Genomic DNA, 15,034 nt, shown 5'->3' with positions numbered 1-15,034 from the left:
AACAAAACCAGCCCGGAGAAGTTTATGCTTCCCTGGGCTGGTTTGTTTTGTTCTAAAGCGTTTCTCTCCCATACGGGGAGTACATCACACATCACTGGTTTTGGATGTTAAATTTCTTAATATTGTCCTCCAGATCCTTAGAAAGTCCCTGCAGCTGAGTCAGATAACCTGCTATATCATCAATCGTAGCCAGCTGTTCCTCTGCTGCCGCGGACACGTCTTGGGTAATAGCAGCATTCTCTTCCGTAATCGCTGAGATATTGGTGAAGACGTCTGTGAGTTCATAGCGTTTTTCAACCATCAACTGCATTTGGCCGTCAACCTGGTTCGTCATGTCCATTTGGCTGTTCACGGACACCATAATATCATTAAAGATGGATTCGGTTTCTCGAACTGCCGTTTCCTGGTCTATAAACAGTTCGTGGGATGTGCCGATGGCCTGAACAGCCGCTCCAACCTGGTTGTTTACAGTTGAAATAATGTGACTGATATTATTCGCAGCGGAAGCTGATTGCTCCGCGAGCTTGCGGATCTCGGCAGCTACCACGGAGAATCCTCGCCCATGTTCACCTGCTCTTGCAGCCTCAATGGACGCATTTAGAGCCAGCAAATTCGTCTGACCGGAGATTTCAAGAATCGTACCGAGTATGCCACTGATTTCACCAGTGCTGCCACTCACATGATTAATAGCTTGTGCTGTTTCTTCAGAAGCTCGTTGTGTACTGTTAAATTTCCCTACTAACTCCTGCACAATTACGATACCGCGTTGGTTCAATTCGGATGTACGACGAGCAAGATCCAGTATTTCCTGAGCGGATGCCGTAACTTGATCGATCGCTCCGCCGAGCTGTTCAACTTTATCAGAGCCCTCCATAACATTGTTGGCTTCATCATTAGAAGCGGAAGCAAGTTGAATGATGGACTCGGTAATGAGTGAGGAAGACTTTTGTGTCTGATCCATGCTTTCTATAATTTTATCTGCCGATTGAGAGACAATTTGCCCCGAAGTAGAAATGCCGCCGATCATGTTCTGCATATCCTGTTTCATCTCATCAATAGCCCGTACCATGGTACCTACTTCACTTCGCTTGTTCAGCATAGATTGCGGAATATCGACTGCCAAGTCACCACTGCCAATTTGCTGCAAATACTTAACAGCCGCATTTATCGGCTTCGTAATCGCGCCAGCTAAATACAAAGCTACTCCGATGGCGATAACAGCGATAACAACCATGATGAGGAAAATAATGTCTTGGATCGCATTGACTGATTCCGCTACTTCACTCTCATCCATAACCGCAATATATTTCCAACCATTCTTCGGTGATACGTAGACACTAGCCTTGTAGTCCTGCTTATTCAAGGTGATATCCAAATTTTTGCCTGCCAGTTTGTCAATGTCAGCAAATTCGGCTATACCCAGATCCTTTAGATTTTTAAAGTTGATTTCCGGGTTCTTAGGATTTGCGAGGATCGTACCGGTTTGATCTGCCAAGATGACATAGCCGGCTTTACCGATCTTCATGTTATTGATGGTATTGGTCAGAAAGTCCAAGCTTACGTCTACACCTTGGACACCAACGATGTTACCTGTGTCATCCTTAATGGTAACCGAAGAGCTGACGATCGGAGCACCTGTGGTAAAGGCAGCGTAAGCACCCGATCGCACGATTTTGTCGGGATTCTCAATCGCCTGGGTGTACCACGCTCTTGGTCTCGGGTCAAATTTATCGGTGGAAGTACCATCCGGCCATTGTATGTATCCGCCATCCTTTGTTCCCAAATAGATATAAGGCACATTTGGATGTGTCTTAGAATATTCCAAGAAAAAGTTATAAATCTTAGCTTCTATACCTCCATTTTTAGCCGGAGTCATCTGAAGAGTTCCATCTGCTCCTACCGTATCCACATAAGAGGTGATGGAACTGTCGATCATCTTGACGAGTGGGCTTTTGGCAAAGTATTCAACCGATTCATTCACGGTAGTAAAGTACAAGTCTATAGCACCGCTAACTTGTTCGATTTCCTTACGAGTTGCATCGTAGAAATCCTCCGTCATTTCTTCCTTAACTTGCATGTTGATTCCGAGTCCCATCGATAATGTCGACAGCAATACCAGGACGACCATCGTAACCAATAGTTGTAGCTTTAGATTCCACTGTAGTTTCTTTCTCAAGTTGTTTCTCCTCCATCTTGTTGTGTAAACATTGAAGTGTGTCTATACTACTATCGGTAAAAGAATGGTTTTTTGTTAGATATTGTCGAATTAACTAATGGATAAGTAGAGATTTGTCGAATTCCATTCATTTTTTCAGAGGAAATGACGATAACTGTTACAGGGAGAGAAAATGAGCATTACGAACTACTTTTAAAAAAAAGACATCAGGAGGCAAGACACTTGAGAAAAAAATATATAAACTTCAAAGCTTTACTAGCTATTTTGCTAGTCTTCTCGATTTTGCCATGGAATCATGCAAATGCCGAAATAGCAAAAAGTACGTTTGATCCGTTTGAGAAAAGCATCGATGAAGTCACAAAGGCTCTGGACACAAAGCAAATTACATCGGAAGAGCTTGTGGAATACTATTTGAAACGTATTGAAGCCTTTGATAAACAAGGCCCTGTTATAAATTCTATTATTACGGTTAACAACCGAGCTCTTGAAACAGCAAAGGCACTCGATACCGAGCGCAAATCGAAAGGACCAAGAAGTAAGCTTCACGGTATTCCTTTTGTCGTAAAGGATAATTTTGATGTGGTTGGCATGGCGACCACAGCTGGGGCTGTAGCTCTGAAGAATGAATATCCTACTAAGAATTCATTCACCGTACAGAAGCTTATCGATGCCGGAGCCATTGTAATTGCCAAAACAAACATGTCCGAGCTCGCAGCTTCCTATGGCAGACTGGGATATAGCTCCATGGGCGGTTTGACAATTAATCCTTACAATCTGAACCGTGATGCTTCTGGTTCCAGCAGCGGTAGTGCAGCAGCGGTAGCGGCTAACTTTGCCGTATTCGGACTTGGAACGGATACTTCCGGTTCCGTCAGAGGTCCAGCCAATGTTACCGGGCTAGTAGGTATCAGACCGACTATGGGATTGACTAGTCGCAGCGGCGTTGTCCCTTCTTCCCTTTCTTTGGACGTAACTGGTCCTTTGGCACGTAGTGTCAACGACGCTAGCTTAGTACTTACTGCGATGGCTGGAACAGACAAAGCAGATTATGCGACAAAATCTGCGAACCGCCATGTTCAAGACTACGCCAAAGCACTGAACGCTTCTTCGCTGAAGCATGCGCGTATCGGTGTGGCGACTGACTTCTTCGGCGGCAATGATGAAGTAGATGCTATTACGAATCAAGCGATTGCTAAAATGAAAAGCATGGGAACGGAAGTAGTGCCTGTCACATTCTCCAAACAAACCAAGTACCTCTGGACTCCAGTTCTTGGACCGGTCGGGGATGCAGAATTCAAAATACAGTTTGAAAAATATTTGCGCTCGCTTCCTGTCGGCGGACCTAAAACGCTGCAAGAGGTAATCGATATTAGTGAATCTCCTGAAGTATTGAACTCGGCAACACCTGTTAACCCTGCTCGTTTGGAAGGCTTGAAGACAGCATTGGCTAAAGCAGATACTCTATATTCCAAAGAGTACAAGGAGATCGTTAAGAAAGAAATGCCGCAGACCCGTAAAGAAATTGAAAAGATTATGAAGAAGAACAACCTGGACGCTATCGTTTTCCCTACGATGGCCTGCCCTGCTTCCAACCGCTTTGACAAAGAAGACCCTACTTATGTCTGCAATGCGTATGATACTTATACAGCGAGCTACGTGGCATCTGCTACAGGCTTCCCTGAGGTAACCGTACCTGCGGGAACGGTAGAAGAAGGCGTACCGGTGGGCATCTCATTCTTGGGAACAGCATACAGCGAGCAAACGCTGCTTAATCTAGCTTATTCCTTCGAGCAAGCTACGAAAGCAAGAACTGCTCCTGTACATACACCGAATTTGAGACCATAACTGGATTACAGCATCTGTAAATGCCCTTTCTCTCCCTTTCATCATGCAAGCTGCAACTGCAATTGAATAGAAACTGCTCCGCTGCATGTGAACTGCACCCCAATAGTTAGACACTATCTAACTATTGGAGGTGCAGTTTTTTATGACCAGATTCAGTACAAATGAAAAAATACAAGCCGTTATGCGTTATAAAAAGGGATCAGACAGTTTGAAAACCATCGCAAAATCCATATATCTCCACCATTCTGTCTTTTCAAACTGGATTAGGCAATATGAGCATCATGGTGAAGAAGCTTTTAAAAAGGGCTGTACATCATATTCTGTACAGATTAAACTAGACGTACTTAATTATATGAACAAATTCGGGACGTCTGCTAGAGAAAAGGAATTTGAAAGTATCGCACATTTTAAACAAGAGCTATCAAAATACATCGATTATTACAACAACAAGCGCATTAAGGCAAAACTAAAAGGCCTGAGTCCGGTACAGTACCGAACTCAGGCCAAACAAGTCGCCTAATTATATAACCTGTCTAACTTTAAGGGGTCACTTCACATGCGGGGCGGTTTTTTAGATGCATGTCTCGAACCTCTATTGGTTAACGCTACGGATAACGCTATTACCGATTGTAATAGAAAAGAGGAAATTTAGTCATTGGAAGGCTACGTCTTCATCTGAGATGTCACCTCACTAATCAACTTTCAAACTATTCTCATTACACAACAATATTGAACATAAATATCCATAGCACACATGAATGAAATATAACGTCAATCAAGACTACTTATTAATTCGATCCTAGCTTAAAATGAAAAAGACACCTCTGAGGTGTCTTTTTTCATGGTTTGGTGGAGGGGAATCGAACAAGCATCCCCCTTGTGCTACCTTAATTTAGCATGTCCCCAAAAGCCCTATTACATACCGTTTTGTCCGATGTTAGCTAACTTTAGCATATTAATTCCTCTGTCTATCCTGTAGACATCATGTCTACAGGATAGACTAAACAATAGATCCTCAATAATTTCATGTCTACATTTGGTCTACAATTTACTCCATAAATGAGAAAAAACCCGCTCAGTGAGCGGGTCTTTCAAATGGAGGCGAGGGGAGTCGAACCCCTGTCCGAAAATATCGACACATACGCTTCTACGGGTGTAGTCACAGTTTTGATGTCACCCGAGTATCGCCCCGTAACCGGCTATACGTTGGGTCAGCCTGATTATCTTCTTCAGCTCACCGCAGGCGGAGATGAGACAGCGTATTCCACTATTTGTTAGCCCCTAGTCTAGTCACATGGACGATGCTAGGTAGGAGCACGCTAACAGGTTATTAAGCTGCTAATGCGTAGTTGTTTTGTGTTTTGCCATTTAATAGGCTTTAGCGTTGATAAAGCGGACGCGTCCCCACTACCCGCTACCCATGCTCAAACTATCCCCGTCGAATCCATAAACGCCCCCTTAATATAAAGGGCTTCTAGGATAGAATCTTGAGTAACCAAGACATGATGTTCTATTCAGTATCCTTTTCCTCCATGAAAAAGGACCACTAGAAGGTAATCATTCAACAAGATCTTGTGATCTCGTATAACTTAGTATATCACATTTCCACTACACTATGATACTTTGTTCAAGGAAATGTAGGCTATCATTGCCAGTTGCTAACTACTTAAGGCATATCAGTATCCTTTTACCGAGCAATCTTCTGTTTCTCACGAAGTGCACGTTGGATATCACGCTGAGCATCGCGCTTAGCAGCTGTATCACGTTTGTCGTACTGTTTCTTACCTCGACCAAGACCAATAAGCAGCTTCGCATAGCCATTCTTAATATAAATCTTAAGAGGAACGACTGTGTAACCCTCTTGCTTCAACAGCCCAACCAATTTCTTGATTTGCGCCTTATGCATGAGCAACTTACGCGTTCTCGTTGGATCGATTGGATTACTACGATTCCCTTGTTCAAAAGGGCTGATGTGCATATTGTGAATGTTGATCTCACCATTACGAATCGTTGCAAATGCATCACCAATGTTCGATCTACCATTCCGTAGCGACTTAATCTCTGTTCCCGTTAAGACCATTCCAGCTTCATACGTTTCTTCTATGAAATAATCATGGGAAGCTTTCTTGTTCTGGGCCAAGACTTTCCCGTCACTATTATTCTTACCCATGTCTTCACCCCTTAAATCATTATAAAAAATGGATTCTGGTGTTCATATCCTCAAGAAAACAAGGAATGCACCAGAAATCCATTGTATCAACTGCACCCTTCAAAATCAAGAAGAGACAAGCCATCTAAGTTTCTAAAGGCAGCCTATTACGATTCACTTGAAGTTTCAGTCCTCTTAATTATTATCTTCTCTAGCCGGACGTTTACGAGTGTCATTACCACCAGCGTTGCTACCCGGTGTTGCATCTCCACCTAGAAAGATTCCACCGCGACCAGAAGATTTACGAGCGTTACCGTTGGAAGACTGGCTGTCGTTACGTGTAGGTTCGATAGTCGACGCTTCTCCGTAACCTCCCTTACCAGATCCGAAGGCAAATCCAGGTCCTCGTGTAGTCTGCAAAGCATCATATCGGCCTGCCGGAGCACCCGCTCCACGATCACGCTTACGCCCCGCTCCCTTATCCTTGTTACCGCCACTTCCATCACGTCTCGGTGCGTCACCACGACTAGCTGGTTTCTTAGTATCACTTGGTTTTGCAGCTTTTACCCCTTCACCAATAACACCCACATTGTCAGCTACAGGTTTAAAAACAACATCCTTGTTTCCTTTGCGGTTCTTGAAACCGCCTGATTTACCCTTACCTCTATTGTTACTGCCTTCAGATGGCTTACTTCCTGCATCTGTAGACACACCGTTAACCATTGTATTATTCCCCGTATTCATCGCTTTCTTCTTACCTCCGCCATGTGCACGAGACGCCTTTGCGCCTCCGCTCTTTGAACCCATTTTACCTCCGGCTTCCTTGCCGAAAGCTTCCTTACCGCCACGAGCTCCGCCGCCGCTCTTACCTCCGCGTCCCGGGCCTCTACCAAATCCACCACTTGACCCTTGAGGACGACCACCACGATCACCATCAGCACGCGGCTTCATATCTAATAATTCAAAATCAATCGTATGATCGTCCATGTTTACACGGGCTACACGAATCTTCAAATCATCACCAATACGGAACACTTTAGAAGTACGCTCACCGATTAACGACATGACTTTCTCGTCGAAATGATAATAATCGTCTGTCAATGCGCTCAACCGAATGAGACCTTCGACCGAATTCTCTAGCTCAATGAACATACCGAAGTTGGTCACACTGCTGATCATACCATCGAATTCTTCTCCGACCTTATCCAACATATACTCAGCTTTCTTTAGCTGATCCGTATCTCGTTCTGCCTCTACAGCAACACGCTCACGTTCAGAAGATTGTTGAGCTACATCTGGCATACGGGAAGCTAGGTATTCATGGCGTTTCTCCGTCAATACACCCTTGTTCTCGATCACTTCACGAATGACACGGTGTATCGCAAGGTCAGGATAACGACGAATTGGTGACGTGAAGTGTGAATAATACTCAGCCGCTAGCCCGAAATGGCCCGACGTGCCCGCATCATACTTCGCTTGCTTCATGGATCGAAGCATCATCGTACTGATAACCTTTTGTTCTTTGGTTCCTTCGATATCTTCAAGCAACCCTTGGAGCGCTCTTGGATGAATGGAGTTCCCACGACCTTTGACATGATACCCAAAGTTCTCAGCGAAAGCCAAGAAGGTCTGCAATCTCTCCGGATCTGGATTCTCATGGATACGGTAAATGAACGGAACCTTCAGCCAATGGAAATGCTCCGCTACAGTCTCATTAGCCGCAAGCATGAATTCTTCAATCATTTGTTCCGCAATGGAACGCTCTCTTTTGACAATATCGATCGGCTTGCCATTCTCATCTATAACAACTTTGGACTCTGGAAAGTCGAAATCCACCGCACCACGGCGCATCCGATTACCACGAAGCTTCAAAGCCAAATCTTTCATCTGACGGAAATTGTCCACCAAATCACTGTAACGCTCCATCACTTCAGGATCTTCATCCTCTAGAATTTTGCGTACATTCGTATACGTCATACGCTCCTTGGTTCTGATCACACTCGTAAACACATCGTGATTAACCACTTTCATATTCTCGTCGAATTCCATTTCGCATGACAAAGTTAGCCTGTCCACCTGTGGATTAAGACTACAGATCCCATTAGAAAGACGGTGTGGTAACATTGGAATAACCCGATCTACCAGATACACACTACATCCACGATTGTAGGCTTCCTTATCTAACTCAGAACCTTCTTGTACATAGTAACCAACATCGGCAATATGTACGCCGAGAAGATAATGACCATTCGGTAGAAGTTCCACATTAACGGCATCATCAAGATCCTTCGCATCTTCTCCATCAATCGTCACAATGATCTTGTTGCGTAGATCACGTCGACCCTGCTGAACAATCTCTTCATCCGTAATGGAATCTGGTGCTTGTTCCGCTTCCGCAGTGACTTCTTCAGGGAATCCCTCCGGCAATTGGTGCTTCCGAATAATAGAGATAATATCTACACCCGGATCATCCTTGTGACCAAGGACTTCTGCTACTTCACCTTCTGCAGCAGAGCGACCTTCGGGATAATTCACGATACGTACAACGACCTTCTCACCATCAACAGCACCATTAAATGCATTCTTAGGTATAAAAATATCGCGGTTAATCCGCTTGTCATCCGGCAATACGAAGCCATAAGCTTCGTTATTCTGAAATACACCCACGATTTGCGTAACGGCCCGTTTCACAACACGGATAACTTCGCCTTCTAGCTTACCTCCCGCAGCGCTCTTAGAGGTCACTTTGACAAGGACCATATCACCATTCATAGCACTCTTTAGGTCATTGGCATTGATGTACACGTCTGGATGTTCCCGATCATCAGGAATAAGGAATCCAAAACCTTTGGCATGCGCTTGTACACGACCACGTATAAGATCCATTCGCTCTGGTACGCCATAACGATTGGTGCGAGTTAGAATAATTTTGCCATCCTGCTCAATGGCATTCAGTAACTTCACGAATTCTTTAAAGTCCTGAGCTTTATCAATACTAAAATGCTGTTCTAGCTCCTGGTACGTCATCGGTTTATAGGCGGTTTCCCGCATGAAATCAAGTATCTCTTGTTCTGTTATCATCTTTATCATCACCTCAGATAACTTGCTATTTGTGAACTGCAAGCTCTTATGTATCCTTTGCTTCATATTATTTCTTTATTATTTATTTGTTTACCAATTATTTCTTTACTATACCCTTACCCTAGTATACACGATTTCAATCCGATACATCCCTTTCAAGGAGATATATAGAAATAGTGAGGACAAGATAACCTACGAAATGTTATTTTTATTAACAAAAAAACCTTCACTCCACATAGGATATGTAAGAGCGAAGGTTTCAAGAAATTTTCATTAGCTAACAACAGCCACTGCGATAGCAAGGATAAAGAATCCTGCAGCCAAAGCAACCGTTACACGTTGAAGGACTAAGTCCATACCGCGAGCTTTACTTTTACCAAAAAGATGTTCAGCACCGCCGGAGATGGCGCCGGAAAGACCTGCACTTTTCCCTTTTTGTAAAAGAACCACCGTGATCAAACCAATGGAGAAAATGACGAGCAATACTTGTAAAAAGAGTTCCATTCATTCCACCTCCTAAACGTGTCGAACATTCTCTTGGATTCCAAGATGAAAATTGTTCATTATTTACGGAAAACAGCATTCTTATTGTAGCACATCCAACCTATATTTGACAAGATTGTCTGTTGGAAACCGGATCAAATCTATACATAAGCCGATATATCAGGAGCATGACAAAATAAAGATTCTAGCAGCACAAAAAAAGCCAGTCGGTGTACACCCGAACTGACTTTTTTATTTATGTTAAATTATTTCTTTAAGTTGTAGAAAGATTTCATGCCGTTGTATTGAGCCAATTCACCCAATTGATCTTCGATGCGAAGCAATTGGTTGTACTTAGCAACACGGTCTGTACGTGAAGGAGCACCTGTTTTGATCTGGCCAGCATTTGTTGCAACAGCGATGTCAGCGATTGTGCTATCTTCTGATTCACCTGAACGGTGAGAGATAACAGCTGTGTAACCAGCGCGTTTAGCCATTTCGATTGCATCAAATGTTTCAGTCAATGTACCGATTTGGTTAACTTTGATCAAGATAGAGTTACCAATACCTTCTTCGATACCTTTACCAAGACGATCTGTGTTCGTTACGAACAAGTCATCTCCAACAAGTTGGATTCTGTCTCCCAATTTGTCACTAAGCAATTTCCAACCAGCCCAGTCATCTTCAGAACATCCATCTTCGATGGAGATGATAGGGTATTTGTCAGCCCATGATACAAGTAGGTCAACGAATTCTTCAGGAGTGAAGGATTTACCTTCGCCTGCCAAATGATATTTACCATCTTTGAAGAACTCAGTAGAAGCTACGTCCATACCTAGGAATACGTCAACACCTGGTTTGTAACCAGCTTTTTCGATCGCTTCCATGATTGTAGACAATGCTTCTTCGTTGGAAGTGAAGTTAGGTGCGAATCCACCTTCATCACCTACAGCTGTGTTCAATCCTTTAGCTTGTAGAACGCCTTTCAAGCTGTGGAAAATTTCAGCACCTGTACGAAGCGCTTCTTTGAATGAAGGAGCTCCTACTGGCAAGATCATGAATTCTTGTACGTCAACGTTGTTGTCAGCATGTTCGCCACCATTAACGATGTTCATCATTGGTACTGGCAATTGTTTAGCGTTGAATCCGCCTAAGTATACATACAATGGAATATCCAAAGCGTCAGCAGCAGCGCGAGCTACAGCCATGGATACAGCTAGAATAGCATTTGCACCCAATTTACCTTTGTTATGTGTTCCGTCTAGAGCGATCATCATTTTGTCGATACCTAGTTGATCCAAAGCATCCATACCAATAACTTCTGGAGCAATGATGTCATTTACGTTCTTCACAGCTGTCAATACACCTTTACCAAGGTAACGGGATTTGTCGCCATCACGAAGTTCTACAGCTTCATGAGCTCCAGTGGAAGCACCTGAAGGAACGATTGCACGGCCAAGACCGCCTGATTCCAAATAAACTTCAACCTCAACTGTTGGGTTACCGCGAGAATCTAGGACTTCGCGAGCGTACACGTCAGAAATAATAGTCATGTATTTAATCTCCTTTTTTGTACAATATTTTATGAAACATTTTCACTTCTTTATTTACGACTAGCAATCATGGATAATCCAGTCATTTCAGCAGGTTGTGGCAAGTGCATTAGATCTAGAATCGTAGGTGCAACATCTGCCAAAATACCTCCGTCACGTAACACAACATCGGATGCTGTTAGAATGAACGGCACAGGATTCGTTGTATGCGCAGTGAATGGTCGACCTTGCTCATCAAATACCATGTCAGCGTTACCGTGGTCGGCGATAATAATCGCTACCCCGCCTTTGGCAATGACAGCATCTACAACTTTACCCATACATTCATCTGTTACTTCAACTGCCTTGATTGTCGGCTCAAGCATACCTGAGTGTCCAACCATGTCAGGATTAGCAAAGTTAAGAATGATGGTATCGTGATTCTCCGCCTCGATCTCTTTCACACAAGCATCAGCCACTTCATATGCACTCATCTCTGGTTGCAAATCATATGTTGCTACTTTTGGTGAATTTATGAGAATACGAGTCTCGCCTGGCAGTTCCACATCACGTCCACCACTGAAGAAGAAGGTTACGTGCGGGTATTTCTCTGTCTCGGCAATACGTAGTTGTTTCTTGTTGTTCTGTACCAATACTTCCCCGAGTGTATTATCCAGGTTCTTCGGTTCATACGCAACATAACCCTCAACCGTTTCACTAAACATCGTCAGACATACAAAGTGTAAGTTCTCTGGGAATTTATCTCCACGATCGAAACCGCGGAAGTCCTTATTCGTGAATACTTGAGACAATTGAATGGCACGGTCTGGACGGAAGTTCAAGAATACAACAGAATCTCCACTCTCAACCGTACCCACAGGGTTCCCTTGCTCATCGACAATCACTGTAGGTTCTACAAATTCATCAAAGACCGACTTCGTGTATGACTCCGTCACGGCTTGAAGAGGATCAGTATACTTTGGTCCATCTCCATACACGATGGCACGGTATGATTTCTCAACACGTTCCCAACGCTTGTCACGGTCCATAGCATAATAGCGACCTTGTACCGTTGCGATCGTACCAATCCCAACTTCCTCAATCTTAGCATTCAATTGTTCAACGAAATGCTTACCTGAGTCAGGAGAAACGTCACGACCGTCTAGAAAGGCATGAATATATACTTCATCAAGGCCTTCCTTCTTCGCCAAATCCAACATCGCAAATACGTGTTCTATGTGGCTGTGCACACCGCCATCCGACAAGAGGCCGTAGATATGGAATTTCTTATTGTTATTCTTTGCACTGCGTACTGCTTCAACCAATGTCGGATTCTCATAGAACTCACCATCACGAATGGATTTGGAAATGCGGGTCAAGTCCTGATAGACGATACGGCCTGCACCAATATTAAGATGACCCACCTCTGAGTTACCCATCTGTCCTACGGGCAATCCAACCTCTTCGCCACAGGCAATGAGTGTTGAATTAGGATATTGGCTCATCAACCGATCATAATTAGGTTTCTTGGCTTGTGCCACAGCGTTTCCTTCTTGCGTATTACGTAGCCCGAAACCATCCATAATGATTAAGGCTACCGGTCTTGGTGCTGGCATCTTACTTCGCCCCCTCAACAAGCTGAACGAATGAAGTTGGTTGCAAACTAGCACCGCCGACTAATGCGCCATCAATGTCGCTTTGGCCCATATATTCTACCACATTCTCAGGTTTCACACTACCGCCATACTGGATACGTACAGCATCTGAAACGCTCTCTCCATACAAGCCTTTTACTAGCTCACGGATGTAAGAAATAACTTCGTTAGCATCTTGTGCTGTAGAAGATTTACCTGTACCAATCGCCCAGATTGGTTCATAAGCAATAACGGTTTGAGCCACTTGTTCAGCAGTCAAACCTTTCAAAGCGCCTTCAGTCTGAACTTTACATACTTCCTTAGTCTGGTCAGCTTCACGCTCTTCTAACTTCTCACCCACACAAATAATTGGAGTAATACCGTGTTTGAAAGCAGCATGTGCTTTCTTGTTCACGATTTCATCAGATTCAGCAAAATAAGCACGACGTTCGGAGTGACCAATGATTACATAGTCAACACCTAGATCTTTTAACATAATTCCGCTGATTTCACCTGTATAAGCGCCATCATCTTCGAAATGTAAGTTTTGTGCACCGATTTTGATAGCAGTTCCTTTGACAGCTTCCACTAATGCTGGAAGATTCGTGAAAGGAGCACAGATCACGCTCTCTACACCTGCTACTTCAGCTTTACCTTTGATTTCTTCAATAAACGATTTAGCTTCTGGAACGGTTTTGAACATTTTCCAGTTACCTGCAATGATAGGTGTTCTCATGCTATCCACTCCTTTTAGCCCCTTTACATTTATAACTGAAGGACTATCCAACTTCGTAAATTCTTGATTGGATAACCCGCCATTCATAAACGTAGAAAGAGGATTTATTTATCGTTCAATGCTTCTACACCAGGAAGGGCCTTACCTTCCATGAATTCAAGAGAAGCTCCGCCACCCGTAGAAATGTGATTCATCTTGTCAGCAAGATGGAATTTCTCAGCTGCTGCAGCAGAATCCCCGCCACCAATAATCGTGTAAGCGTCTGTGTCAGCACAAGCCTGTGCTACTTCACGTGTACCATTCGCAAATGGTTCCATTTCAAATACGCCCATAGGTCCATTCCATACAACCAATTTGGAGTTTTTGATTACATCAGCATAAAGAGCGCGAGTTTTCGGTCCGATGTCTACGCCTTCCCAACCTGCTGGGATGCTATCGATATCAACGATTTGAACATTTGCATCCGCGCTGAAGTCGTCGGCAATGACGATATCGATCGGAAGCATAAAGTTCTTACCTAGTTCTTTAGCTTTCTCAATGAATCCTAGCGAAGTTTCAAGCTTAGAATCATCACACAGGGATAGACCGATCTCATGCCCTTGTGCTTTGAAGAACGTGTAAGCCAATCCGCCACCGATAAGTACGTTATCAGCAAGATTGAGCAAGTTATTGATCACGTCAATTTTATCTTTAACCTTAGATCCCCCAACAATTGCAGTAAACGGACGCTCAGGTGTGGAGAATGCTTTACCAAGCACGGACAATTCTTTTTCCATCAAAAGTCCGGATACCGCTGGTAAAAGATGAGCGATACCTTCAGTGGAAGCATGAGCACGGTGAGCGGCGCCAAAAGCGTCATTCACGAACAAATCTGCTAGTTCAGCAAATTGTTTCGCTAGTTCAGTGTCATTCTTCTCTTCTCCAGGATAGAACCGCACGTTCTCAAGCAACAATACGTCGCCATTAGACATTTCAGCAATTTGGGACTTAACAGCTTCGCCTACAGCCTCATCAGCTTTGACAACCTTCTTACCAAGCAACTCAGATAGGCGCTCAGCAGCAGGAGTTAAGCGCATAGATTCTACGACTGCTCCCTTTGGACGTCCCATATGGCTTGCCAAAATAACCTTAGCTCCGCGTTCTACCAAGTAGTTAATCGTTGGTAGTGTTTCACGAATACGTGTATCATCGGTAATTTTACCATCTTCGAGCGGCACATTGAAATCGACACGAACAAATACTCTTAACCCATTAACTTCTACATCACGTACACTCTTTTTATTCATCTCCACGTTCCCCCACACCCATTATATTTTTATCGATTGGAATCCAAGGAATCATTACATTTCAAAACACCTTCGGCCTAAGACCCATGAAGGATCATAACCGTTCTGCAAA

Annotated in this window: 9 protein-coding genes, 1 other RNA gene and 2 pseudogenes; 3 read left to right on the top strand and 9 right to left on the bottom strand. The window is 43.7% G+C overall.

Translation table 11 applies throughout. The features are described 5' to 3' along the window. Window positions 1–91: 91 nt before the first annotated feature. Complete coding sequence (locus PGLA_RS12970; RefSeq protein WP_068533332.1) at window positions 92–2,176, bottom strand: methyl-accepting chemotaxis protein; 2,085 nt, start codon at window positions 2,174–2,176, stop codon at window positions 92–94. A gap of 222 nt (window positions 2,177–2,398) precedes the next feature. Here PGLA_RS12970 and PGLA_RS12965 point away from each other — a divergent pair, with 222 nt between their 5' ends. The 3 genes and pseudogenes from PGLA_RS12965 to PGLA_RS28935 all read left to right on the top strand — a co-directional run. Next, on the top strand, window positions 2,399–4,021 hold the full coding sequence (locus PGLA_RS12965) for an amidase family protein (protein WP_161487891.1): 1,623 nt from the start codon (window positions 2,399–2,401) through the stop codon (window positions 4,019–4,021). 142 nt (window positions 4,022–4,163) lie between these two features. Then, a pseudogene (locus tag PGLA_RS29730) lies at window positions 4,164–4,310 on the top strand (transposase); the annotation flags it as partial. Between the two features lie 93 nt (window positions 4,311–4,403). Beyond that, a pseudogene (locus PGLA_RS28935) lies at window positions 4,404–4,541 on the top strand (IS3 family transposase); the annotation flags it as partial. Window positions 4,542–5,114: 573 nt separating this feature from the next. On the opposite strand, the gene ssrA reads toward PGLA_RS28935, so the two are convergent. The 8 genes from ssrA to PGLA_RS12920 all read right to left on the bottom strand — a co-directional run bounded on the left by ssrA (window position 5,115) and on the right by PGLA_RS12920 (window position 14,922). Further along, window positions 5,115–5,479, bottom strand: a transfer-messenger RNA (tmRNA) gene (gene ssrA / locus PGLA_RS12955). Between the two features lie 229 nt (window positions 5,480–5,708). Continuing rightward, window positions 5,709–6,191, bottom strand: coding sequence for an SsrA-binding protein SmpB (smpB, locus tag PGLA_RS12950; protein ID WP_068533330.1), 483 nt, complete (start codon window positions 6,189–6,191; stop codon window positions 5,709–5,711). Between the two features lie 174 nt (window positions 6,192–6,365). Then, window positions 6,366–9,251 carry a ribonuclease R gene (gene rnr, locus PGLA_RS12945; RefSeq protein ID WP_084411028.1) on the bottom strand — a complete coding sequence of 962 codons (2,886 nt, stop codon included), beginning with the start codon at window positions 9,249–9,251 and terminating at the stop codon, window positions 6,366–6,368. 273 nt (window positions 9,252–9,524) lie between these two features. Then, complete coding sequence (gene secG, locus PGLA_RS12940; protein WP_068533328.1) at window positions 9,525–9,755, bottom strand: preprotein translocase subunit SecG; 231 nt, start codon at window positions 9,753–9,755, stop codon at window positions 9,525–9,527. 245 nt (window positions 9,756–10,000) lie between these two features. Continuing rightward, window positions 10,001–11,287, bottom strand: coding sequence for a phosphopyruvate hydratase (gene eno / locus PGLA_RS12935; RefSeq protein ID WP_068533324.1), 1,287 nt, complete (start codon window positions 11,285–11,287; stop codon window positions 10,001–10,003). A gap of 50 nt (window positions 11,288–11,337) precedes the next feature. Next, window positions 11,338–12,882 (bottom strand): 2,3-bisphosphoglycerate-independent phosphoglycerate mutase, encoded by a 1,545-nt coding sequence (gpmI, locus tag PGLA_RS12930; protein ID WP_068533322.1) that lies wholly within the window; start codon window positions 12,880–12,882, stop codon window positions 11,338–11,340. 1 nt (window position 12,883) lies between these two features. After that, window positions 12,884–13,636: a triose-phosphate isomerase gene (gene tpiA / locus PGLA_RS12925; protein ID WP_068533320.1), complete on the bottom strand. Its 753-nt coding sequence runs from the start codon at window positions 13,634–13,636 to the stop codon at window positions 12,884–12,886. Between the two features lie 104 nt (window positions 13,637–13,740). Next, window positions 13,741–14,922: a phosphoglycerate kinase gene (locus PGLA_RS12920; protein WP_068533318.1), complete on the bottom strand. Its 1,182-nt coding sequence runs from the start codon at window positions 14,920–14,922 to the stop codon at window positions 13,741–13,743. Window positions 14,923–15,034: the final 112 nt, after the last annotated feature.

It is taken from the genome of Paenibacillus glacialis, assembly GCF_001637205.1.
GTDB classification, from domain to species: Bacteria; Bacillota; Bacilli; order Paenibacillales; family Paenibacillaceae; genus Paenibacillus_AQ; species Paenibacillus_AQ glacialis.
This window is presented reverse-complemented; position numbering and strand designations above follow the sequence as displayed.

Coding starts and splice junctions, on each gene's coding strand:
- smpB (WP_068533330.1), bottom strand. CDS start 6,191: ATGGGTAAGAATAATAGTGACGGGAAAGTCTTGGCCCAGAACAAGAAA.
- rnr (WP_084411028.1), bottom strand. CDS start 9,251: ATGATAACAGAACAAGAGATACTTGATTTCATGCGGGAAACCGCCTAT.
- secG (WP_068533328.1), bottom strand. CDS start 9,755: ATGGAACTCTTTTTACAAGTATTGCTCGTCATTTTCTCCATTGGTTTG.
- eno (WP_068533324.1), bottom strand. CDS start 11,287: ATGACTATTATTTCTGACGTGTACGCTCGCGAAGTCCTAGATTCTCGC.
- gpmI (WP_068533322.1), bottom strand. CDS start 12,882: ATGCCAGCACCAAGACCGGTAGCCTTAATCATTATGGATGGTTTCGGG.
- tpiA (WP_068533320.1), bottom strand. CDS start 13,636: ATGAGAACACCTATCATTGCAGGTAACTGGAAAATGTTCAAAACCGTT.
- PGLA_RS12920 (WP_068533318.1), bottom strand. CDS start 14,922: ATGAATAAAAAGAGTGTACGTGATGTAGAAGTTAATGGGTTAAGAGTA.